We start from the raw sequence: 22,487 nt of genomic DNA on the forward strand, positions 1-22,487 counted from the left end.
CAATGAGCAGGCGCTTTCTGGAACTGTTGGCCCGGGAGGCGTCGGCGGTCGAGTTCGAGGGGCCGATCATCCAGGCCAGGGCCGCGGGCGCCGACGCGGCGACGGTCGAGGAGCTGGAGCTGGCCAAGGTCGACGCGCTCAAGGTGCGCGCGCTGCTGAAACGCCGGGCCAGGCGCGAGGCCGAGCTGTCGGCGCTCTACGACACCGCCAACGACCTGGCCGCGCTGCGCGACCTCGATGCGGTGCTGGAGGCGATCGTGCACCGCGCCAGGCAGTTGCTCGCGACCGACACCGCCTACCTCACGCTGCACGATCCCGCCCGCGGCGACACGTACATGCAGGTGACGGACGGTTCGATCTCGGCCAAATTCCGGGCGCTCCGGCTGGCCATGGGCGCGGGGCTGGGCGGGCTGGTCGCGCAGAGCGCCACGCCGTACGCGACCGCCGACTACTTCGCCGACGCCCGCTTCCACCACAAGAACCACATCGACGAAGCCGTCACCGAGGAAGGGCTGGTCGCGATCCTCGGCGTGCCGCTGCGGCTGGGGCAGCGGGTGATCGGCGTGCTGTTCGCCGCCAACCGCAGCGCCAGGCCGTTCCTGCAGGAGGAGGTGTCGCTGCTGGCGAGCCTGGCGGCGCACGCGGCCGTCGCGATCGACAACGCCAGGCTGCTCCAGGAGACCAGGAACGCCCTCGAAGAGCTGTCCACCGCGCACCGCACGGTCAGGGAGCACGGCCAGGCCGTCGAACGCGCCGCGCTGGCCCACGACCGGATGACCTCGCTGGTGCTGCGGGGCGGCGGCATCGAGGACGTGGCCGCCGTGGTGACCGACGTGCTCGGCGGTTCGCTGGCCGTACTCGACGACCTGGGCCGGCCGATCACCGGAGACGTCGGCGAGCTGGATCCGGGCGTGTTCGAGGCCGCGCAGGCGTCCAGGGCGCTGGGCCGTACCGTGCGCCGGGCGGATCTGCTGATCGCGTCGGTGGACGTCGGCGGCGAGCCACTGTGCACGCTGATCCTGCGCAGCGACGACGCCGACGAGCGCATCCTGGAGCGGGCGGCGCTGGTCTGCGCGCTGCTGTTGCTGTTCCGCCGGAGCGTGGCCGAGGCGGAGGGGCGGGTGCGGGGCGAGCTGCTCGATGACCTGATCTCCCGACCCGGCTCTCCTGGGCTGACCGACCGGGCGCGCCGGCTGGGCGTGGACCTGACCGCGCCGCACGTCATGGTGGTGGTCCGGCATGAGGGGCAGCGCGAGCGGGCCGCGTTCTGGGCGTCGTCCCAGGCGGCCGTACGCCATGGGCTGGCGGCCGGGCGAGCCGGAGAGGTCGTCCTGCTGCTGCCCGGCGGCGACGCGGGCGCCATCGCGCAGCGTGTCGCGGCCGAGCTGAGCGCGTCCCTGCACACCCCCGCCACGGCCGGGGCGTCGCGCAAGAGCGACGTCGCCGCGGCCTACCAGGAGGCGCGGCGCTGCGCGGAGGCGCTCATCGCGCTGGGCCGGACGGGTGACGGCGCGAGCGCGAGCGAGCTCGGCTTCGTCGGCCTGCTGATCGGCGACGTCCGCGACGTGCCCGGCTACGTCGGCTCGGTGCTCGGGCCGGTGGTCGAGTACGACGCCCGCAGGGGCACCGTGCTGGCCGACACGCTGACCGCCTATTTCGGCTCGGGCGGCTCGCCCTCCCGTACGGCCGACGCCATGCACATCCACGTCAACACCGTCACCCAGCGGCTCGACCGCATCGGCAAGCTCCTGGGCGACGGCTGGCTGGAGCCGGAGCGAGCGCTGGAGATCCAGCTCGCGCTCCGCCTGCACCGGCTCGGCCACACATCCCCACGACAGACTGTGGGCCCCGACGCCATATGAGTGACGCCGGTCACTCCCTAGCGTGACGGCATGGCCACTTCCATCAAGAAGATCGTCGCCGCGAGCCTGATCGGCACCACCATCGAGTGGTACGACTTCTTCCTGTACGGCTCGGCAGCCGCTCTCGTCTTCAACAAGCTCTTCTTCCCCAACGAGGACCCCCTGACCGGGACGCTTCTCGCGTTCCTCACCTACGCCGTCGGGTTCGTCGCCCGTCCGCTCGGCGGCCTGATCTTCGGCCACTTCGGCGACCGGCTCGGCCGCAAACGGCTGCTGGTGGTCAGCCTGCTGCTGATGGGCGCCGCCACGTTCCTGATCGGCTGCCTGCCGACGTACGCGGGCGTGGGCGCCGCCGCGCCGCTGCTGCTGACCCTGCTCCGGCTGGTGCAGGGCTTCGCGCTGGGCGGCGAGTGGGGCGGCGCGGTGCTGATCGTCTCCGAGCACGGCGACGCGGCGCGGCGCGGCTTCTGGGCCTCCTGGCCGCAGGCGGGCGCGCCGGGCGGCAACCTGCTGGCCACCGGCGTGCTGGCGATACTGGCCGCCTGGCAGTCGGACGAGGCGTTCCTGGCATGGGGCTGGCGGGTGCCGTTCCTGCTGTCGGGCGTGCTGGTGCTGATCGGCCTGTGGATCCGGCTGTCGATCACCGAGTCGCCGGTGTTCCAGCAGGCCGAGCCGGAGGAGACGGCGCCGATCATCGGCGTGCTGCGCCACCACTGGCGGGACGTCGTCACCGCGATCGGCGCCCGGCTGGCGGAGAACATCTCCTTCTACCTGCTCACGGTCTTCGTCATCACCTACGCGAAGGCCAACAAGATCGAGAACTCCACCGTGCTCAACGCCGTGCTGATCGCCTCGGCCATCCACTTCGTCACGATCCCCATGTGGGGCGCGCTGTCGGACCGGATCGGCCGCCGCCCGATGTACCTGGCCGGGGCGGCCGGCATCGGGCTGTGGATCTTCGCGTTCTTCCCGCTCGTCAACACCGGCAACTTCCTGGCCATCACCCTCGCCGTCACCGTGGGCCTGCTCTTCCACGGCATGATGTACGGCCCGCAGGCGGCCTTCTTCGCCGAGCTGTTCGGCACCAGAATGCGCTACACCGGGGTGTCGATCGGCGCCCAGCTGTCGGCGATCGTGGCCGGGGCACTGGCCCCGATCATCGCGGTCGCGCTGCTGAAGAGCTACGGCAGCAGCCTGCCGATCTCCATCTACCTCGGCCTGGCGGCCGTCCTCACCCTGGTCGCGGTCTTCGCCGCCAGGGAGACCCAGGGCCGCGACCTGGCCGAGAAGGTGCGCGTATGAAGGTCACCACGCCGAGGCTCACCCAGCACGTCCTGACCGTGGACGGCAGGGAGACCGGCGAGCCCGTGCTGTTCGTCCACGGCAATGTCTCGTCGAGCGCGTTCTGGCGGGACACCATGGCAGCCCTGCCCGAGGCGTACCGGCCGCTCGCGGTGGACCTGCGCGGGTTCGGCGAGACCGACGCCGAGCCCGTGGACGCCACGCGGGGCCTGCGCGACTACTCCGACGACCTGATCGAGCTGGTCGACCGGCTGGGCCTGGAGCGGGTCCACCTGGTCGGCTGGAGCATGGGCGGCGGCATCGTCCTGCAGCTGCTGCGCGACCGTCCCGCGATGGTCGGGAGCGTCACGCTGGTGAACCCCGTCTCCCCGTACGGCTTCGGTGGCACGGAGGGCGCGGACGGCAGACTCACCCACCCGGACGGCACGGGAGCGGGTGCCGGGGGCGCCAATCCGGACTTCGTGTCCCGCCTGAAGGCGGGCGACATGTCGGACGAATCCCCGACGTCGCCTCGCTCGGTGTTCCGGGCCACGTACGTGAAGAATCCGGTGCCCGATGAGGACTTCTACCTCCGCTCCATGCTCACCACCCGGGTCGGCGAGGCCCATTACCCGGGCGACCCCGTCGGGTCGGCGCGGTGGCCGGGCGTGGCGCCGGGCAAGCACGGCGTGCTCAACGCCTTGGCCCCCACCCACTTCCGGATCGGCGACCTGCACGAGATCGACCCCAAGCCGCCCATCCTGTGGATCAGGGGCACCGACGACGTGATCGTCTCCGACACCTCGCTGTTCGACCTGGCCCACCTCGGCGCGCTGGGCGTGGTGCCCGGCTCGCCCGGCACCACCGCGCAGCCCATGGTGACCCAGACCAGGGTCGTGCTCGACCGCTACGGCCGCTATCGGGAGGCCGTGCTCGACGAGTGCGGCCACAGCCCGCACCTGGAGCGACCCGCCGACTTCCAGCGCCTGCTGGCCGACCATCTCGCGGAGTCCTGATGATCGTCGCGTTAACCCTGGTGGCGAGCCTGCTGACCCCCGGCCAGGGCCCGGCGGTGCCCGGCGCCGAGTACACGGTCAGCGCCCGCCTGGACGACCTGACCACCGCGGGCACCGTCGGGACGGGTCACACCGACCCGGCCGACTGGGCCGGGCTGCACTCTGCGGCCACCGTCAACCCCACCGGCGTCCCCGGCGTCCAGATCGACGGCTACTTCCCCGACACCTCGGCCACCAACACCAACCACGGCTGGAACCACGACTCCCAGTTCGTCATCAGGCTCCCCGAGAACTGGAACGGCGGCCTGGTCGTCACCGGCACCCCGGGCAACAGGGAGCAGTACGCCAACGACTTCACGATCTCCGACTGGGTGCTGTCGAAGGGCTACGCGTTCGCCGCCACGGACAAGGGCAACACCGGCCCGCAGTTCCACACCGACGGCCGCCGCCCCGGAGACGCGATCGCCGAGTGGAACGAGCGCGTCACCCAGCTGACGGTCGCGGCCAAGGCCGTGGTCAGGCAGCGGTACGGCCGGCCGCCCCGGCGCACGTTCATGGCCGGCATCTCCAACGGCGGCTACCTCGTCCGCTGGCAACTGGAGAACCGCGGCCACCTGTACGACGGCGGCGTCGACTGGGAGGGCACGCTCTGGCGGGTCAAGGGCGACAACCTGCTCAACTTCCTGCCCCAGGCGCTGAAGGGGTCTCCGGAACAGGCGGGCTTCGCCGCGGGCTCGGAGTTCCTGTGGCCCTTCCACCGGCAGTACTACTGGGAGCTCACCCAGCAGCTCTACCAGAAGGAGCTCGACCCGTCGTACGAGGGCGCCCCGGCGGACTACGACTACGACGCGCGCAAGCCGTACGCGGCCATCGCCAAGATCGCGCTGACCGGCCGGATCACCAAGCCGCTCATCACCATCCACGGCACGCTCGACTCACTGCTGCCGATCTCCCGCGACTCCGACGTCTACGCCAAGATGGTCGGCCCGCACCGGCCGTTCCGCTACCACCGGGTCGAGGGCGGCAACCACCTCGACGGTCTGGTGGACGTCTACCCCGGCAAGCTGAAGCCGCTCCTGCCGGTCTTCAGGGACTCCTTCACGGAGCTGGAGGACTGGGTCAGTCCCTGAGGTAGCGATGCTTGCCCGCGCGCGCCAGACGCACCATGTGCCGCGCGCCGGGCAGGCGGCGGCCGAGCCGGTGCAGCAGTGTGTCCCCGCCCATCGGCGAGCGCCGCTCGGGATCCATGGCCGCCGACGGCCGCACCTCGATCCTGCCCCTGCGTACCTCCAGCCCGAACCGCAGGCCGGTCTCGTCGTCGGCGGTGCGCAGCGAGGAGAGCCAGGCGCCGGGGCCGAGGCTGTCCTTGCCCGGCAGCATCCGCTTGACCGGCACCTTGGCCACCAGCTGGCCGGCGATCTTGCCCGGCACCCCCGGCTCGACCAGCGCGGGCGCGGACACCTCTCGTGGCCGGCGCGAGGTGTTGCGCAGCACCAGCTCCAGCGCGGGGCCGCCGCTCGGCGGCACGTACGGCACGGGCAGCACGACGTACAGGTGCCCCTCCTGCCGCCTGATGGTCACGCCCGGCGACACCAGCGCGATCGACTCCGAGAACGAGCGCGGCTCGATGGCGAGCCCGAGCTCGCCCGCGTCGCTCCAGCAGGGCAGCACCAGGCGCATCCTGGGCTGCTGGGCGAGCACGCCGAGGCAGTTGAGCGGGCCGTCCGGGCGGCGGACCCGGCTCCTGGCCTGGTGCGCGCCGCCGAACATGCGGACGTGCACCTCCCACTGGCCGGCCTTGAGCGGCTCGCCGAGCGCCGCCGCGGTCACGTCGACCCTGGCCTCGCCGACGATCTGGATCCGGACGTGGCGACGCCCGTCCGGGACCCGTTCGACCCGGTAGGCGACCGGCAGGTAGTGGATGACGCCCGTCTCGCTGTGCCGTACGTACACCTCCATGCGGGCGCGCTCGACGGCGCCGGTGACGTCCGTGACGCTGTCGGGCAGCAGCTTGGCGTCGACCGAGCGGGGCGGCTGCCACAGCAGGCGCTCACCGCTCGTACGGAACCTGGCCGGCCCCCCGTCGCCGCCCAGGACCTCCACGGAGAGCTCGAGCACCAGAACCTGCGCGTCCCAGCGGACCTCGCTCAGGTCCGCGCGCAGCCCGGCCCGCTTGGAGGAGTTGGCCAGGACGACGAGCTGATCCAGCCGCCCGGCGCGGACGAAGGCGGCCACGACCCGCAGCTGGACGGGCAGGTACTGGTCGAGGCGCTCGGGGAAGCTGTCGAGCACGAGCTGCCTGATCAGCCTGAAGTGCATGCCCCGGTCCACGGACGAGGCGGCGAACCGGCTGGTCAGCAGCGGCTTGAGCACGGTGGAGCGGAACCAGTGGCCGTACATGCGGTCACGCTGGCGGCCGTCGCCCACGTAGGCGTCGATGGCGGCGAGCAGCGTCCGGAGCTCGGCCACGGCGGTGCGCGGGTCCTCCGCCGCCTCGTCGCGCTCGCCGATGTGGCAGCAGATCTGGTCGGCCAGCACGGCGACGACCTTGGCCTGCAGGTAGGCCCGGACCGAGAACGCCTGCTCGGCCACCTGCCCGCCGGGCACGGGGAAGCCCAGCTCGTGCTCCTCCAGGAAGGCGCGGCGGTAGAGCTTGTGCGGCGTGAGCAGGCTGAGCAGCCGGTCGCGCAGCAGGTCGGCGCGTCCCCGGTTGCGGACGAACGCGGTCACCGGCGGCCCCGTGTCCCGCACCAGGCGGCCGACCAGGACGTCGGCGTCGGTCTCGACGGCCCGTTCGTACATGCTGAGCAGCGCGTCGCGCTCCAGCCGGTCGCCCTGCTCCATCAGGTACACGTAGTCGCCCTTGGCGGCGGCCATGCCGACGTTGCGTCCCCGCATCGGTGAGCCGGTGTGCGGAAGGTGCAGCACGCGGACGTTCCTGCGGACGGCGGCGACCGTGTCGAGTCGCTCCGCGATCCCGTCCATGGAGCCGTCGTCCACGAAGATCACTTCATAGTCGTCCGAGGGCATGCTCTGCTCCAGGACGGAGCGGATGCACGCGTCCGCACGGCTTCCCGGGTTGTGGACACTGACGATCACACTGACCTTCACACCCATGCGGACAGGGTGCGCCGGGCTGTCTCATCGGGCGTGGCGGCTTGCCGATTGCAGAGGGAAAGATGGGCTGTTAATACCATCCCGTGGACTGCGAGTGCCCCCAGGCGCCGCAGGGCGTGCCGTAGCGGCCCTTGATATAGCCGAGACCCCATTTGATCTGGGTGGCGGCGTTGGTCTGCCAGTCACCGCCCGCGCTGGCCATCTTGCTGCCGGGCAGGGACTGCGGGATGCCGTAGGCGCCGGAGTAGCGGTTCATCGCCCGCTCGTTCCAGCCGCTCTCCTTCTGCCAGAGCCGCTCCAGGCAGCCCCACTGGTCGCTGCCGAAGCCGGCTCCGGACAGCATCTGCTTGGCGACGGCCTTGTTGCTGCCCGGCGAGGGGTCGCTGCCCGGCGGGAAGTTGGCGGGCGGGAACCCGTCGCCGCCCGGACCCTTCTTCTTGACCTCGATCCAGTCGAAGTCGGCCTTGGTGTTCTTACGGCCTTCCTTGAGCTTCTTCGCCTGGTACGCCTTGACTCCCGCCTCCTTGAGCGCGTCGCTGGCGGGGTCGGGCGCGTAGAGGTCGCCGCTGGCGATCCGGCCGAAGTCCTCCGCCGAGATCGGCGTGGGCGGGGTGTTGGCGTTCTGGATCGCTCGGTAGGCGACGAAACCACCGCCACCACAGACGATCACGACGGACAACCCGATGACCGCCACGCGCTTCACCTTCTGCGCGGACGAACGGGCCGGTCGGCGTGCCGAGCGGGAGGTTTCCGACGCGGGACGCTCACTCAACTGCGGACCAGGGCTCACGACCCATGAGCTTGCCCTGTCATGGGGGGTGGTCCGCAACCGAAACGGGACATCTGGTTGGCGCCGCATTTACTAACAGGCTGGTTGGCGGCCAGTTTCCCGAAACATGTGATTTTCCTCACATCACCGGCCCGCCCCTCGGGCGCCCGTAACCGAAGGGAGGGCCGCTTTAAGCGTGCCCGTCGTTGTTTGTAGTCCTGTGCGCGCCATGTCACAGTTTCATGACGGAACGCAAGGACAGTCGGCATGGAAGAATAATGTTCGCGTGGCTGGCATCCTCCTCGTCGAAGACGATCCCTCCGTCCGCACTGCTCTGGAGCTGGCGCTGACCAGGCAGGGGCACTCCGTCACGTCTTACGCGACCGGCGAGGAAGCGCTCGACCACATCAGGTCCCGCCGTCCCGAGATCGCCATCCTCGACGTCATGCTGCCCGGCATCGACGGGGTCGAGGTGTGCCGGCGCATCCGCCGACTCGACCAGCTCCCGGTCATCCTGCTCACCGCGCGCGGCGACGACCTCGACGTGGTGGTCGGGCTGGAGGCGGGCGCTGACGACTACGTGGTCAAGCCGGTCGAGCCGCGGGTCCTGGACGCGCGCATCCGCGCCATCCTGCGCCGGGCCGAGTCCTCCGCCTCCGACCGGATCTCGTTCGGCGACCTCATGATCGACCGGGGCGCGCTGAAGGTCACGCTGGCCAGCAAGGAGATCCACCTGACCCCGACCGAGCTGCGGCTGCTGCTGGAGCTCGTCCGGCATCCCGGCCAGGTGCTCAACCGCCGCTACCTGCTGCGGGCCGTCTGGGACCACACCCACGTGGCCGACTCGCGGCTGGTCGACGCCTGCGTGCAGCGGGTACGCGCGAAAATCGAGCCGAAGCCCGCGGAGCCGGTGTTCATCCACACCGTGCGCGGGTTCGGCTACCGGTTCAGCCCTCCGTGATACCGCTGCCCACCGGGCTGCGCGCGCGCCTGGTCATCACGTTCACCCTGGTCGCCGTCACCGCCTCCTTCCTCGTCGCGACCATCGGCTTCGAGCTGGCCAAGTCGGCGCTCGTCAAGCGGGCCGAGGACACCTCCATCGACCTGGTGACCAGGGAACTGGGCCGCATCACCTTCCCGGTAGGCACGCTCAGGCAGGGCGAGGCCCCGCCCACCACCAAGAACCTGGAGAACGTCGCCCAGTCACTCAACGGACCCGGCCGCAGCGTCGTGGTCGAGTACAAGAACCTGACCTACGCCGAGGGCCCGCTCAACATGAACGACGTGCCCAACGAGCTGTACGGCCGGGCCAAGCGGAACGTCGTCACCCAGCGCAAGCTCATCCACGACGAGCTCTGGCTCGTCGTCGGCGCCGAGGTCTACCGCGAGACCAGCACCGAACCCGAGGCCACCGGCCTGCGGGCCTTCGTGTTCTTCCCGCTGCGCGACGACGAGCGCGAGCTGGCCACGCTGAAGGGCAAGCTCACCCAGGGCGGCGTGGTCATCCTGCTGATCGCCCTGGTCGTGGCCCTGCTGTCGGCCAGGCAGGTGCTGCTGCCCGTCAGGCGGCTCAGCGCCGCCGCGCAGGCGCTCGGCCAGGGCCGCCTCGACACGCGCCTGCCCGTGCACGGTCAGGACGAGCTGGCCGAGCTCACCTCCAGGTTCAACGACGCGGCGGCGGCGCTGGAGCTCAGCGTGTCGGAGCTGCGCTCGCTGGAGGCGCTGTCGCGCCGCTTCGTCGCCGACGTCTCGCACGAGCTGCGCACCCCGCTCACCGCGATGACCGCCGTGGCCGACATGCTCTCTGAGGAGGCCGAGCGCCTGCCCAGCGCGCCCGCGGAGGCGGTACGCCTGGTGCTGCGGGAGATCGAGCGGCTGCGCGGGCTGGTCGAGCACCTCATCGAGATCAGCCGCTTCGACGCGGGCACCGCGACGCTCAACCTGGAGCCGGTCAACGTGGCCGACGCCATCCTCGACTGCCTGGAGGTACGCGGCTGGGGCGAGCAGGTGGAGGTCGCCGCCTCCCACGTGCTGACGGTCAACCTCGACCCCAGGAGGTTCGACGTCATCGTGGCCAACCTCGTCGGCAACGCGCTCAAGCACGGGCTGCCCCCCGTGGTGGTCACCGCCAGGGCCACGAAGAACGGGCTGGAGGTCAAGGTACGCGACCACGGCAAGGGCATCCCGGCCGAGGCGATGGCCCACGTCTTCGACCGCTTCTTCAAGGCCGGCGCGGGCCGGGCGCGCAGCCAGGGCAGCGGTCTCGGCCTGGCCATCGCGCGGGCCAACGTGCACCTGCACGGCGGCACGATCTCGGTGCGCCGGCAGGATCCGGGCACGCTCTTCACGGTCTGGCTGCCCCATGGCTGACCGTCGCGCCCTCGCCGCCGCCCTCCTCGCCCTCCTGACGGTGGCCGCCTGCGGCATCTCCCCCACAGACGTCGAGGTACGGGCCACGCCGCCGGTCATCGAGGTGCCGCCGCCCTCGAAGACGATCTACCTGCTCAAGAACGGCAAGCTGACGCTGGAGCCGGCCGACGTCGACTCCGACACGGTCAGCAGCCTGCTCACCGCCCTGTTCGACGCCTCCGGCCTGCCGCTGGGCGACCGGGACACCGCCCTGCGCGGCTTCACCTTCGAGCGCATCGAGGACTCGCTCAACCCCATTCAGCGCGACGAGGTCCAACTGCCGCGGACCTCGACGCTGACCGTCTTCGTCAGGGGCGAGGGCACGCTCAGCAGGCTGGCCAAGGCCCAGATCGTCTGTACGGCCCAGCAGGACGCGGCGTTCGAGCAGGTCAAGATCATCCACGTATACCCGGAGAACCGCCCCTCCAAGACGGAGGGACGGTTCATCTGCGGCGAACTGAAGTGATCTGTCGAGCTAGAGGGTGATGTCCTCCAGCATCTCCGTCACCAGCGCGGCGATCGGGGACCGCTCCGACCTGGTCAGCGTGACGTGCGCGAACAGCGGATGGCCCTTCAGCTTCTCCACCACCGCCACCACGCCGTCGTGCCTGCCGACCCGCAGGTTGTCACGCTGGGCGATGTCGTGGGTGAGCACCACCCGGGAGTTGGCGCCGATCCTGCTCAGCACGGTCAGCAGCACCCCGCGCTCCAGCGACTGGGCCTCGTCCACGATCACGAACGCGTCGTGCAGCGAGCGGCCGCGGATGTGCGTGAGCGGCAGCACCTCCAGCATGCCGCGGTCGAGCACCTCCTCGATCACCTCGGGAGAGCTGATCGCTCCCAGGGTGTCGAAGACCGCCTGCGCCCACGGCCCCATCTTCTCGCCCTCGGAGCCGGGCAGGTAGCCGAGCTCCTGGCCGCCCACGGCGTACAGCGGGCGGAAGACGACCACCTTGCGGTGCTGACGGCGCTCCAGCACGGCCTCCAGGCCCGCGCAGAGTGCCAGCGCCGACTTGCCGGTGCCCGCGCGCCCGCCCAGCGAGACGATCCCGATCTCCGGGTCCATCAGCAGGTCGAGCGCGATGCGCTGCTCCGCGGACCGGCCGTGCAGGCCGAACACCTCCCGGTCCCCACGCACCAGCCGTACCGACTTGTCCGGCAGCACGCGGCCGAGGGCCGAGCCCTTGGCCGACAGCATCCGCAGGCCGGTGTGCGTCGGCAGGTCTCTGGCCTCCGCCAGGTCGGCCGTGCCGTGCTCGAAGAGCGTCCCCACGTCGTCCGTGGTCACCTGGACCTCGGCCATCCCGGTCCAGCCCGACTCCACGACCAGCTCGGCGCGGTACTCCTCGGCCGCCAGGCCGATCGAGGCGGCCTTGACCCGCATGGGCAGGTCCTTGGAGACCAGCACGACATCGCAGCCTTCGGCGGCGAGCGAGCGCGCCACGGTCAGGATGCGGGTGTCGTTGTCACCTAGTCGGAATCCGACCGGCAGGATGGATGGATCGCTGTGGTTGAGCTCAACCCTGATCGTGCCGTCTCCCGTCGGCATCGGCTCGTCCAGCCGGCCGTACTGAACTCGCAGATCGTCGAGGTAGCGCAGGGCTTTCCTGGCGAAGTAGCCGAGTTCGGGGTGGTGTCGCTTGCCCTCCAGTTCGGTGATCACCACGATTGGGAGGACCACGTCGTGCTCCGCGAACCGGGTCGTGGCCGCCGGGTCCGCTAGCAGGACAGATGTGTCCAGCACGTACGTGCGCTTGGCCGGGTTGGTCGAAGGGTTGCTCGAGGACACTGCCACACGTTCTCCCCCGGGCGCCCATACGAGCGGGCACCCTGCAGACGAGGTGGGAACCGGACCGGACCCGCGTCCCCGACCACGACATGCCGGCGGCGCCGGATTCCGGCCCCCCGCGGCAGATAGTGGTGCAAAGGCGGGCCCTCTCCGGAGTGTCCGGCCTGTGACCGGACACTTCTCACGTTACGTACTGGATACCCAGATGTCCCGTCAGGAACCGTAACGTCGATGCCTCGCGGCGTAGTCGCGCAGCGCCCGCAGGAAATCCACCCTGCGGAAGTCAGGCCAGTACGCCTCATGGAAGTAGAACTCGGAATGAGCGCTCTGCCACAGCATGAAGCCCGACAGGCGCTGCTCGCCTGAAGTCCGGATGAGGAGGTCCGGGTCGGGTTGGCCGCGAGTGTAGAGATGCTCCGCGATGTGCTCGACATCGAGTACCTCGACGAGGTCCTCGATGCTCGCACCCTTGCTGGCGTGCTCCTGGAGGAGTGAGCGCACCGCATCGGCAATCTCACGCCTTCCTCCATACCCAACTGCAACGTTCACAATCAGGCCGGGACGGTGTGATGTGACTTCTTTTGCATTTTTCAGGACATTCGCCGTCCTGTCGGGCAGCAGGTCCAGCGCTCCGACCGGGCTGATCCGCCAGCCCGACTCCACCAGCTCCTGGGTCACGTCCTCGATGATGCGCAGCAGCGGCTCCAGCTCTTCGGCCGGCCGGTTGAGGTTGTCGTTGGACAGCATCCAGATGGTGACCACCTCGACGCCGGTCTCGCGGCACCAGGTGACCAGCTCGGCTATCTTGTCGGCACCCTTACGGTGCCCGCTGGCCACGTCGCGCATCCCCATGGCCCGCGCCCACCGCCGGTTGCCATCGATGATGACCCCGACGTGCCGGGGGACGCTGTCCTTCGACAGCTTGGTCTCCAGCCGGTGCTCGTACAGCCGGTAGACCAGATCGCGCAGGCCCACGGAGTCCTCCCCATCGGTGCCGTGCCTATGGTCGAATGACCCAACAGGCAATTATCACCGCGTTTCACCCCAGCCTGCTCCCTCAACCGGATTCCCGGGGCCCTTCTCCGCCGCCGAGGCAGTCCTCCACCTCGTCGACCAGTCCGTGCACGAACGCGGCCAACTCGGACGATGTCAGAACCGCCCGCATCCCGACTCCGCTGGAGCCCCAGGCTTCCACGAAGGCCCTCCGCGTCACGCGCCACTCACGCTTGCCGGGAAGCCAGATGGGGATCGTCCTGAGCTGGCAGCGTAGCTCCCCGCCGGTCATCGCGCCGGACCTCGCGCGATATTGGAACGAGAACAACTCGCTCCCGCCCTCGCCCACCGGGAATCTGTCGTCGGGATCCGGCCACTTGCCCGCTTCGCCGGGTCCCGCCGGACCCTGCCCCTCGCGTGCCCGGCTCACCCCGAGCGCCAGCCGCGCCAGCAGCCAGCCGCACCTCTCGCCGACGATCCCGTACGGGGTGCCGTCGCGGCGGAGCTCCAGAGTGATCTCGTACGGCGTGCCGACGCTGTCCATGCACGGGATGGGCGTGACGGTCAGGTACGAACCGTCGACACAGCGAAGTCCTCCCATGTCCAGAGAGTATCCGTCGTCAAACTCGGTCAAACCCGTAGAAATACCTAGCTGTGTCACCAAATACCCGGTCCTTGTCGGTACCGCCGAGCAGGGCCGTGGCCACCTCCCAGACCGTCCGGTAGTCGGCCGCCAGCAGGGCGACGGGCCAGTCGCTGCCGTACATCAGCCGCTCGGGCCCGAACGTCTCGACCGCGTGCTCGACGTAGGGCCTGAGGTCCTCCACGGTCCAGGCGCGGTGGTCGGCCTCGGTGACCAGCCCCGAGACCTTGGCGTACACGTTGGGGCAGGCGGCGGCACGGGTGAGCTGGGCGGCCCACGGCTCCCACTCGTGGTCCTTGATCCGCGGCTTGGACAGGTGGTCGATGACGATCTTCAGGCTCGGGTGGCGTTCGGCGAGCGTGACCACGTGGTCGAGGTGCCGCGGCAGCAGCGACGGCACGTCGAGCGTCAGCCCGGCCTCGGCCAGCAGTCCGAGCGACTCCAGCACGGTGTCCTGGACCACCCAGTCGGGGTCGGGTTCGTCGTGGATGAGATGGCGGACACCGGCAAACTTCGGATGTCTCCGGTAGCGGCCGATGGCCTCCGCCGCCTCCTCCGGCCGGTCCAGCGGCACCCAGCCGACGACGGCGGCGATGAAGTCGTGCGCGTCGGCCTGGGCCAGCATGGCGTCGGTGTCGTCGTAGGAGTTGGCGGCCTGGACCAGGACCGTGGCCTCGATGCCGGTGGCGTCGAGCTCCGGCCGCAGATCGTCCGGGGCGTAGGTGCGGTAGAGCGGGCCGAGGTCGGGGGTCAGCCAGGTGTACCAGCCGGTGTCGACATTCCAGAAATGCTGGTGCGCATCAACCATCATCCGACAAAACCTAGGATGTCTGGATATACCAGAGCAAGAGGTCGCGCCGACCGTCACGAAGACGGCCGGCGCGGTCGGTGCCGGTGGATCAGCTCAGGCGGTCGAGCAGATCGTTGTACTCCTCCCACAGCTCCTTGGGCAGGTGCGAGCCGAACGTGTCGAAGTGCGCCGGGATCAGCGCCGCCTCCTCCCGCCACACCTCGCGGTCGACCGAGAGCAGCGTGCGCAGGTCCTCTTCCGGCAGGTCCAGGCCCTCGACGTCGAGCCCCTCCGGCAGCAGGCCGATCGGGGTGGGCACGGCCTTGGCCTCGCCGTTGAGCCGGTCCACGATCCACTTGAGCACGCGGCTGTTCTCGCCGAAGCCGGGCCAGATGAACTTGCCGTCGGCGTTCTTGCGGAACCAGTTCACGTAGTAGATGCGCGGCAGCTTGGCGTTCTTGCGGCGGCCGATCTCCAGCCAGTGGGCGAAGTAGTCGCCCATGTTGTAGCCGCAGAACGGCAGCATCGCGAACGGGTCGTAGCGCAGCTCGCCGACCTTGCCCTCGGCGGCGGCGGTCTTCTCGGAGGCGACGTTGGCTCCGAGGAAGACGCCGTGTTCCCAGCTCAGCGATTCGGTGACCAGCGGCACCGCGGTGGCGCGCCGGCCGCCGAACAGGATCGCCGAGATGGGCACGCCCTTGGGGTCCTGCCATTCGGGGGCGATGGTCGGGCACTGGGCGGCGGGTGTGGTGAAGCGCGCGTTCGGATGGGCGGCGGGCTCATCGGACTCCGGCGTCCACGAGCGGCCCTTCCAGTCGGTCAGGTGCGCGGGGGGCTCGGCGGTGAGCCCCTCCCACCACACGTCGCCGTCGTCGGTCAGCGCGACGTTGGTGAAGATGCTGTTGCCCCAGAGCGTCTTGACCGCGTTGGCGTTGGTGACCTCGCCGGTGCCGGGCGCGACGCCGAAGAAGCCGGCCTCGGGGTTGATGGCGTAGAGGCGGCCGTCGTCGCCGAACCGCATCCAGGCGATGTCGTCACCGACCGTCTCGACTTTCCAGCCGGGGATCGTCGGCTGGAGCATGGCGAGGTTGGTCTTGCCACAGGCGCTCGGGAAGGCGGCCGCGATGTAGCGGGTCTCGCCGGAGGGCGGGGTCAGCTTGAGGATGAGCATGTGCTCGGCCAGCCAGCCCTCGTCGCGGGCCATGACGCTGGCGATGCGCAGGGCGTAGCACTTCTTGCCGAGCAGCGCGTTGCCGCCGTAGCCGGACCCGTAGGACCAGATCTCGCGGGTCTCCGGGAAGTGGCTGATGTACTTGGTCGAGCTGCACGGCCACGGCACGTCCTCCTGGCCGGGCGCCAGCGGCGCGCCGACGGAGTGGACGCACTTGACGAACTCGCTCTGCTCATGGTCGCGCTTGCTGCGGCCTCCGTTGGCTCGTTCCTCGCTCTCTCCGGCCTTTCGCGCCGCTCCGCGCTCCTCGATCAGGCGCAGCGCGCGCTCCCCCATCCTGGTCATGACGCGCATCGACACGGCCACGTACGCCGAGTCGGTGATCTCGACGCCGAGCTGGGAGATCTCGCCGCCCAGCGGGCCCATGCAGAACGGCACGACGTACATGGTCCGGCCGCGCATGCTGCCCTTGAACAGCTCGCCGAACGTCCGGCGCATCTCGGCGGGCGCAACCCAGTTGTTCGTCGGCCCGGCGTCCTCCGAGCGCTCGGAGCAGATGAACGTCCGGTCCTCCACCCGGGCCACGTCGGTCGGGTCGGACTTGGCGTAGAAGCTGTTGGGCCGCTGGGCCAGGCGCGTGAACGTGCCCTGCTCGACGAGCAGGTTGGTCAGGCGCGTCCACTCCTCCTCCGAGCCATCGCACCACTCGATCCGGTCGGGCTGGGTCAATGCGGCGATCTGGTTCACCCAGGCGACCAATTCGGCATTGCTCGTCGGGGCGGGTACTTCCACGGAAACGGACACGGCTACGGCTCCTCCACTCTTCAGGCCCAAACATCATTCACGACGACGGCGGCGAAAAGCCAATTGGCATAGACCTATGCCTGGATTCCACCGTCGCCGCAGGCTGCGGCCTTGATGATTGGGGGAGCCTACCCCGGCGAAGCGGTTTCAAAAGAAATCGACTCACCCACCGTCCCGGCGAATGCGGCTGGTCTAAACCAATTTCGCAAGTGGTTTAGTCCATTCGCCGGGGAGTTTCTCCTGCGCACTCTCAGGAATTGACGTCCGGCCCTGCGGAGCGAACTCGGTCGACGTGTTGCAACGCGTCTCGCAATTCGGACAGCCAGGTGTCGGTGTTCTTTCCGACGAGTCGTACGCACCAGGCCAGCGCGTCGCTGCGACTCCGGGCCACGCCGGCGGCGACGAGCGTGTCGAGCACCTGGCGTTCCTGCTGCCGCAGGCGGGTCATGACGGGCACGGAAAGAGTGGTGAACATCACAGTCGTATCACCGCAGACGACGCCCCAGGAGACCTTCTGCCCGAATCGCCGTTCGGCCTCCTTGGCGATCTCGATGCGGCGCTCGCGGGTCTCTTCCCTGAACCGCCCGATGAGCCCCTCGATCAGGGCCGCCCTCTCAGTGTCCGATCCCTCGAAGTCGGGCTCCGGCAGCGTGCCGAGCACCGCGATCTCCTCGCGGTCTCTGACGATCTCCGGCGCTCCGGTGAACCATCCCTCGGGCAGCCGCCCGGTGAACCAGCCCTTGATCGGGGCCGTTGCTTCATCAGTTGCCATGTAATCACAATTACATGGTTGCGCGGAAAAAGCACGTGCCGAAGGAGGGTCTCTTTCGCGGTAAAGCTTTCGTCAGCGAACGCGCGCCGCGAGCGCCGGGCTGACCCGGACGATTCCGGCCAGGTTCCGGGTGTTGATCGGGGCGATCTTGACCACGTCGCCGGTGCGCGGGGCCACCACCATCTTGCCGCCGCCCCAGTAGATCGCCACATGCGAGATGTAGCCGGGATTGGTCGGGTCGAGGCGCCAGAAGATCAGGTCGCCCGGCTGGATCTGGGCGAGCGGCACCTGCGGCCCGGCCAGCCACTGCTGGTGCGTCACCCGCGGCACGCGCACCCCCGCCTGCGCGAAGGCCCACTGGACCAGGCCCGAGCAGTCGAAGGTGTCAGGGCCTTCCGCGCCCCACACGTACGGCCTGCCCAGCTTGGAGGCGGCGGCCCTGAGCGCGACGGTGATCTGCTCGCCGCTCATGAACGAGCCGGCCGCATAGGTGCGGACCTTGGCCTGCGCCGGGGGCAGCACCGGGTTGACCATGGCCACCTGGGTGCCCTTGCCCAGCACCTTGAGCAGGGCCTTGCGCAGCTTGTCGGAGTTGGTCTTCGGCGCGCTCACGATCAGCGCGTTGTCGTGCGGCAGGCCGAGCGTCCGCCCGACCTCGCGGGAGACGACGGCGTCGACCGCCCCGAAACCGGTCGTGGCGTAGGCCCCGATGCGCAGCGACCCCGCGGGCCCGCTCACCCGGCTGTGCAGGCTCAGCCCGCCGTCGTTGCCGAGCACGAACGAGACCGCCACGTCACCGGCGGCCACGTTGTTCCACAGCGCGTCGGAGGCCGCCGTCACCTTGGGGGTGTAGGCGCGGAAGGTCGAGGGGTCGACCGCCAGGGTCTGCACCCGCTTCCCGTCGAGCGTGATCGAGGCGGCGTCGGCCAGCTCCAGCGCGGTCACCCCGCTCACCCGCGCGACCTTGCGCAGCAGTTCGTTGGTCAGCGGCTTACGGGTGACCACGAAGAGGTTGGGCTTGTGTAACTGGCCCAGCGGCTTCACCGGCTGCGGGGTGTTGCCCTGCTTGTTCTCCTCGGCCGCCAGGGTCTTCTGGGGCTCCGGACGGTGCTGCTGCTGCCGCACGGCGGCCGCGGGCTGCTGCCCGACCGCCTGCCGTTCGCTCGCCTGCACGAGCAGCATCAGGTCGGCGGTCAGCACCGCGACGAGCGACACCACGATGAACGGGACCAGCTTGTGGTGGTCACGCCGCTTCCTGGAGCGGACCAGGAAGCTGAGGTCCTGCCGAATACCGGAGGAACGCGAAAAATCCGCCGGGCCGACGTTGGCCCGGCGGGTCGTCTCTTCTGAAGTCAGTTGCCGATGTACGGAACGGCCTCGAGGATCTCGACGGTGTTCTGGCGACCGTTGGGCATGGAATAGGTCGCCTTCTCGCCGATCTTCTTACCATTGATCGCCGCCCCAAGGGGCGATTTCGGCGAATACACGTCGATCGGAGCGCCGCTCTCCTCCCGGGACGCGAGCAGGAAGGTCACCTCGTCGTCGTCGCGGACGAACCGGATCGTCACGGTCATGCCGGGGCCGACGACCCCTTCGGTCTTCGGTGCCTCTCCCACCTTGGCGTTGTCGATGATCTGCCGGAGGTGGAAGATGCGGGCCTCCATCTTGCCCTGCTCATCCTTGGCCGCGTGATAGCCGCCGTTCTCCTTCAGGTCACCTTCCTCACGGGCGGCCTCGATCTTCTTGGCGATGTCGACGCGCCCTGGGCCCGAGAGGTATTCGTACTCCGCCTTGAGACGGTCGTACGCCTCCTGCGTCAGCCATGTGACGTTCTCATCGCGAGAGTCGGCCACGGGTTCTCCTTGCTTGCCTAGGGGGCCCTGAGATCACTCGAGGTTGCGTACGGTTGAATTGCGAAAGGCTAACAACTCAACAGCTCGAACGCTTCCTCAAACGTCTCATTATACGAGATTGCAGTACTGGATGTGGACGGATGCGGCCTGGGCACTCGTGTCCAAGCGCTCTTTGAGCTGCTTACTACCCGCACCGGCCGGAATTCTTACTTCCCTGCTGCCCACTTCTGCGTGGTTGACATCGACTGCCCTGATACGGCATATGGCCGCCCGGTCGTCCGGCTTGCTCACCTCGAAGATGATCTCGGCCTCGTTCGGACGGTCTACCACGAACGACACCACCTGCGGGACGGCCCCGGTGTTGCCGCCGGTCATCGACCACATCACGTAGCCCCAGCCACCTGCGATGATGGCCACCAGCACGCCGATGACGACGTGCACGACGAAACGGCCCCGTCGCTCGGGACGGTCGGGGAAGTCGTCGGGTGTGCCGAGAACTGGACGGTTCTCGACATCTTCGGTGGCCATGGCGGAATCTCCCTGCACTCCCTCAGCGTTATCCGAGACAATTGTCGCCCGAGGGGGTCACGCCCTCGCGACCGCCCAGCAGAACCTAACCTGTCTGGGCAAGTGATCGGTCCAACTGAGGAGACATCGAGCCCGTGAGTGCACCGTTGAGGCTGATGGCCGTCCACGCCCATCCTGACGACGAGTCGAGCAAGGGCGCCGCCACCATGGCGCGCTACGTCCGCGAAGGCGTGGAAGTGCTGGTCTGTACGCTCACCGGCGGTGAGCGCGGCTCGGTGCTCAACCCCAAGATGGACCGGCCGGAGATCGTCGACAACATCGGCGAGGTCCGCAAGGCCGAGATGGCCCGCGCGCGCGAGATCCTCGGCGTCCGGCAGGAGTTCATGGGCTTCGTCGACTCCGGTCTGCCGGAGAGCGAGGAGGAGGAGCTGCCCGAGGGCTGCTTCGCGCTGCAGAAGCTCGAAGACGCCTCCGCGCCCCTTGTCGCCGCGGTGCGTGAGTTCAGGCCGCACGTGATCCTGACCTACGACGACGACGGCGGCTACCCGCACCCCGACCACATCATGACGAACAAGGTCTCCGTGGAGGCGTTCGAGGCGGCCGGCGACCCCGACCGCTACCCGGGCACGGGCGACCCGTGGCAGCCGCTGAAGCTTTACTACCAGATGGGCTTCACCAAGGAGCGGTTCGAGGCGCTGCACGAGGCGATGACCACGCGCGGCATGGGCTCCCCCTACTCCGACTGGATCTCCCGCTGGGAGGACCGGCCCGCCAAGTGGCCGGTGACGACCCGGGTGCCCTGCGGCGACTACTTCGAGCTGCGGGACGAGGCGCTGCTCGCGCACGCCACCCAGGTGGATCCCGACGGCTTCTGGTTCGTCTGCCCGCGTGACCTCCAGCGCGAGATCTGGCCGACCGAGGACTATCACCTGGCGCGCTCGCTGGTCGACACCGAGCTGCCGGAGGACGATCTGTTCACGGGCATCCACGCAGAAGAGGTCTCCCCCGCCTGCCACTGACCGGAGCATGACCCCTCGGTGGCAGACTGAAGGGGTGACAACTCTCGTAGCGGGTGATGTGAGTCCGGGCCTGCTCGGCTTCGTCGTCGTCGCCCTCATCGGTGTCGCCCTGTACATCCTGATCAAATCGATGAACAAGCAGATGTCGAAGATCCAGGTACCCAGGGCGGCCGATATCGACGACAAGAAGGCCGAATAGATGCCGGTCGAAATAGTCGACAACACCGAGCACAGCCGGTTCGAGATCCTCGTGGACGGCACGGTCGCCGGGTTCGCCGACTACCGGCTGCTGCCCACGAAGATCGTCTTCACGCACACCGAGGTGCGGCCCGAGTACGAGGGCCAGGGCCTGGCCGGCAAGCTGGTCGGGCACGCGCTCGACGCGAGCAGGGACACCGGCCTGCGAGTGGTGCCACTCTGCCCTTACGTGGCCAAGTACATCGAGCGTCATCCCCCGTACAAGGACCTGGTCGACGACTCAGTCGGAGGGTGACCAGGCGCGTTCGAGCGCCTTCGGCAGCCCCCACCAGCCCAGCGGGGTGAGCACCTCCTCGGTGTCGACGATGCCCAGGTAGCCCCACAGGCTCACCACCGGCACGAACAGGCGCTCGGTGGCGTCGAGGTCGTCGGCGTCCTGGTCGTCGATGTCGATGTCCTCCGACTCGGCGATGAGGCGGGCCAGCCGCTCGGGCGAGGCGAGCACTCCGGGACCGAGCCTGGTCAGGGCCGCCACCGCGGCCAGCCAGTCGGCGTGCTGGATGGCGCAGAGGTTGGCCAGCACGGAGTCCTCGTGACTGAGGTCGCCGTCGAGGTCCGCGAACTCCTCCAGGCTGTCTCCGGCCTCCGACAGATCGGCGATGGGCCCGGCGATGCCGGCCGCCACCGACAGCCAGAGCTCACCGTCGTCGTCGGGCATCGGCCGGTCGTCGAGCCCGGCGCAGGCCCGCAGCACGTTCGCCGGATAGCCGGGCAGGCCGATCAGCTCGCGCAGCCGCATCCCGGCCCGCCGCAGCTCGACGGCGGGCAGCTCGGGCGGCTTGGGCAGCTCGGCGACGATCCGCCGCAGCTCGGCCAGCGCGAACGCCTCCTCCTCGTCCCAGGCCGCGAACAGCTCCTCGTCCTGCTCGTCACTGACCGCGAACCCGGGCACCCGGCCGTCGGGCTGCGGCGCGCTCAGCCAGCGTTCCTGCAGGTCCTCGTACGTTCTGCGGGCCTCAGGATCGCCCACGACCAGCGCGTCGGGGTCGATCTCACCCGCGCTGACGCGTTCCTCCAGATACGCCACGAGCAGCGAGAACATCTCCTCGGCCACCGGCCCGCGCTCGTCCTCCTCCGGCCAGACGAAGTAGCCGGGCGTCATCAGCATCGGCTCGGTGCCGGTCGACTCGACCCAGCGCTGCACGTCGCCGACCGTGGCGGCGCCCGATTCGATCATGCCGAGCGTCGACCGGGCCGAGTCCCAGAACGCCAGCGAGAGCGGGTTGCCCGCGGCCATCAACGAGCGCCGCAGGTCGGGCAGCGCCACCAGCGCCACCCCTGAGGGCACGGCGAGCAGCGCGCGGGCCACATCCCTGCGGGTGAGGGCGGCGGCGGGGCGCCCCGCATGCGTGCACACGAAGTCCAGATCCACGCTCCGTAACCTACGCCCCCGCCGTCCCCACCACACGTGTT

General features: G+C 69.4%; 22 protein-coding genes. 10 read left to right on the plus strand and 12 right to left on the minus strand.

Annotated elements, in window-relative coordinates; genetic code table 11:
* Positions 1-2 precede the first annotated feature (2 nt).
* From ACGFNP_RS32610 to ACGFNP_RS32625, 4 genes are read left to right on the plus strand one after another with little or no spacing between them, the layout of a single operon-like run.
* Positions 3-1,862 (plus strand): helix-turn-helix domain-containing protein, encoded by a 1,860-nt coding sequence (locus tag ACGFNP_RS32610; RefSeq protein ID WP_393325267.1) that lies wholly within the window; start codon positions 3-5, stop codon positions 1,860-1,862.
* Positions 1,863-1,892: 30 nt separating this feature from the next.
* Positions 1,893-3,164 carry an MFS transporter gene (locus tag ACGFNP_RS32615; protein ID WP_358328459.1) on the plus strand — a complete coding sequence of 424 codons (1,272 nt, stop codon included), beginning with the start codon at positions 1,893-1,895 and terminating at the stop codon, positions 3,162-3,164.
* Entirely contained in the window at positions 3,161-4,159 is a 999-nt protein-coding gene (locus ACGFNP_RS32620) for an alpha/beta fold hydrolase (protein WP_393325270.1), read from the plus strand. Before ACGFNP_RS32615 ends, ACGFNP_RS32620 begins: the two co-directional genes overlap by 4 nt.
* The gene (locus tag ACGFNP_RS32625) at positions 4,159-5,289 is read left to right on the plus strand and encodes a tannase/feruloyl esterase family alpha/beta hydrolase (RefSeq protein WP_393325272.1); all 1,131 of its coding nucleotides are present in this window, start codon (positions 4,159-4,161) and stop codon (positions 5,287-5,289) included. Before ACGFNP_RS32620 ends, ACGFNP_RS32625 begins: the two co-directional genes overlap by 1 nt.
* Here ACGFNP_RS32625 and ACGFNP_RS32630 read toward each other — a convergent pair.
* Both ACGFNP_RS32630 and ACGFNP_RS32635 read right to left on the minus strand, forming a co-directional pair.
* Positions 5,279-7,276, minus strand: coding sequence for a glycosyltransferase family 2 protein (locus ACGFNP_RS32630; protein WP_358328452.1), 1,998 nt, complete (start codon positions 7,274-7,276; stop codon positions 5,279-5,281). The two genes, ACGFNP_RS32625 and ACGFNP_RS32630, sit on opposite strands and share 11 nt — an antisense overlap.
* A gap of 70 nt (positions 7,277-7,346) precedes the next feature.
* A complete protein-coding gene (locus tag ACGFNP_RS32635) occupies positions 7,347-7,970 on the minus strand; it encodes a lytic transglycosylase domain-containing protein (protein WP_358328449.1) in 624 nt (207 codons plus the stop codon).
* Positions 7,971-8,331: 361 nt separating this feature from the next.
* Between ACGFNP_RS32635 and ACGFNP_RS32640 the strand changes: the two genes are divergently transcribed.
* From ACGFNP_RS32640 to ACGFNP_RS32650, 3 genes are read left to right on the plus strand one after another with little or no spacing between them, the layout of a single operon-like run.
* Positions 8,332-9,006, plus strand: coding sequence for a response regulator transcription factor (locus ACGFNP_RS32640; protein WP_358328446.1), 675 nt, complete (start codon positions 8,332-8,334; stop codon positions 9,004-9,006).
* A complete protein-coding gene (locus tag ACGFNP_RS32645; protein ID WP_358328442.1) occupies positions 9,003-10,415 on the plus strand; it encodes a HAMP domain-containing sensor histidine kinase in 1,413 nt (470 codons plus the stop codon). The genes ACGFNP_RS32640 and ACGFNP_RS32645 overlap by 4 nt, the downstream gene beginning before the upstream one ends.
* Complete coding sequence (locus ACGFNP_RS32650; RefSeq protein ID WP_393325275.1) at positions 10,408-10,920, plus strand: hypothetical protein; 513 nt, start codon at positions 10,408-10,410, stop codon at positions 10,918-10,920. Before ACGFNP_RS32645 ends, ACGFNP_RS32650 begins: the two co-directional genes overlap by 8 nt.
* A gap of 9 nt (positions 10,921-10,929) precedes the next feature.
* On the opposite strand, the gene ACGFNP_RS32655 is transcribed toward ACGFNP_RS32650, so the two are convergent.
* The 9 genes from ACGFNP_RS32655 to ACGFNP_RS32695 all read right to left on the minus strand — a co-directional run bounded on the left by ACGFNP_RS32655 (position 10,930) and on the right by ACGFNP_RS32695 (position 19,797).
* On the minus strand, positions 10,930-12,249 hold the full coding sequence (locus tag ACGFNP_RS32655; protein WP_358328436.1) for a PhoH family protein: 1,320 nt from the start codon (positions 12,247-12,249) through the stop codon (positions 10,930-10,932).
* A 207-nt stretch (positions 12,250-12,456) separates the two neighbouring features.
* Positions 12,457-13,218 (minus strand): isoprenyl transferase, encoded by a 762-nt coding sequence (locus tag ACGFNP_RS32660; protein ID WP_358328433.1) that lies wholly within the window; start codon positions 13,216-13,218, stop codon positions 12,457-12,459.
* Between the two features lie 82 nt (positions 13,219-13,300).
* Entirely contained in the window at positions 13,301-13,837 is a 537-nt protein-coding gene (locus ACGFNP_RS32665) for a hypothetical protein (RefSeq protein ID WP_358328430.1), read from the minus strand.
* Positions 13,838-13,856: 19 nt separating this feature from the next.
* On the minus strand, positions 13,857-14,690 hold the full coding sequence (locus tag ACGFNP_RS32670) for an amidohydrolase family protein (protein ID WP_358328427.1): 834 nt from the start codon (positions 14,688-14,690) through the stop codon (positions 13,857-13,859).
* 88 nt (positions 14,691-14,778) lie between these two features.
* Complete coding sequence (locus ACGFNP_RS32675; RefSeq protein ID WP_358328425.1) at positions 14,779-16,644, minus strand: phosphoenolpyruvate carboxykinase (GTP); 1,866 nt, start codon at positions 16,642-16,644, stop codon at positions 14,779-14,781.
* 250 nt (positions 16,645-16,894) lie between these two features.
* Entirely contained in the window at positions 16,895-17,416 is a 522-nt protein-coding gene (locus ACGFNP_RS32680; RefSeq protein ID WP_393325279.1) for a hypothetical protein, read from the minus strand.
* A gap of 72 nt (positions 17,417-17,488) precedes the next feature.
* Entirely contained in the window at positions 17,489-18,631 is a 1,143-nt protein-coding gene (locus ACGFNP_RS32685; protein WP_393325281.1) for a C40 family peptidase, read from the minus strand.
* A gap of 137 nt (positions 18,632-18,768) precedes the next feature.
* Entirely contained in the window at positions 18,769-19,269 is a 501-nt protein-coding gene (greA, locus tag ACGFNP_RS32690; protein WP_219534083.1) for a transcription elongation factor GreA, read from the minus strand.
* A gap of 108 nt (positions 19,270-19,377) precedes the next feature.
* A complete protein-coding gene (locus ACGFNP_RS32695; protein WP_358328419.1) occupies positions 19,378-19,797 on the minus strand; it encodes a DUF4307 domain-containing protein in 420 nt (139 codons plus the stop codon).
* Between the two features lie 134 nt (positions 19,798-19,931).
* Here ACGFNP_RS32695 and mca point away from each other — a divergent pair, with 134 nt between their 5' ends.
* From mca to ACGFNP_RS32710, 3 genes are read left to right on the plus strand one after another with little or no spacing between them, the layout of a single operon-like run.
* Positions 19,932-20,816 carry a mycothiol conjugate amidase Mca gene (mca, locus tag ACGFNP_RS32700; RefSeq protein ID WP_358328416.1) on the plus strand — a complete coding sequence of 295 codons (885 nt, stop codon included), beginning with the start codon at positions 19,932-19,934 and terminating at the stop codon, positions 20,814-20,816.
* 34 nt (positions 20,817-20,850) lie between these two features.
* Positions 20,851-21,015 carry a hypothetical protein gene (locus ACGFNP_RS32705; protein ID WP_358328413.1) on the plus strand — a complete coding sequence of 55 codons (165 nt, stop codon included), beginning with the start codon at positions 20,851-20,853 and terminating at the stop codon, positions 21,013-21,015.
* Positions 21,016-21,309: a GNAT family N-acetyltransferase gene (locus ACGFNP_RS32710; protein WP_358328410.1), complete on the plus strand. Its 294-nt coding sequence runs from the start codon at positions 21,016-21,018 to the stop codon at positions 21,307-21,309.
* Here the strand turns inward: ACGFNP_RS32710 and ACGFNP_RS32715 are convergent.
* The gene (locus ACGFNP_RS32715; protein ID WP_358328408.1) at positions 21,295-22,446 is read right to left on the minus strand and encodes a hypothetical protein; all 1,152 of its coding nucleotides are present in this window, start codon (positions 22,444-22,446) and stop codon (positions 21,295-21,297) included. The genes ACGFNP_RS32710 and ACGFNP_RS32715 overlap by 15 nt on opposite strands.
* Positions 22,447-22,487 lie beyond the last annotated feature (41 nt).

The sequence above is a fragment of the Nonomuraea sp. NPDC049269 genome (genome assembly GCF_043197155.1).
GTDB lineage: Bacteria > Actinomycetota > Actinomycetes > Streptosporangiales > Streptosporangiaceae > Nonomuraea.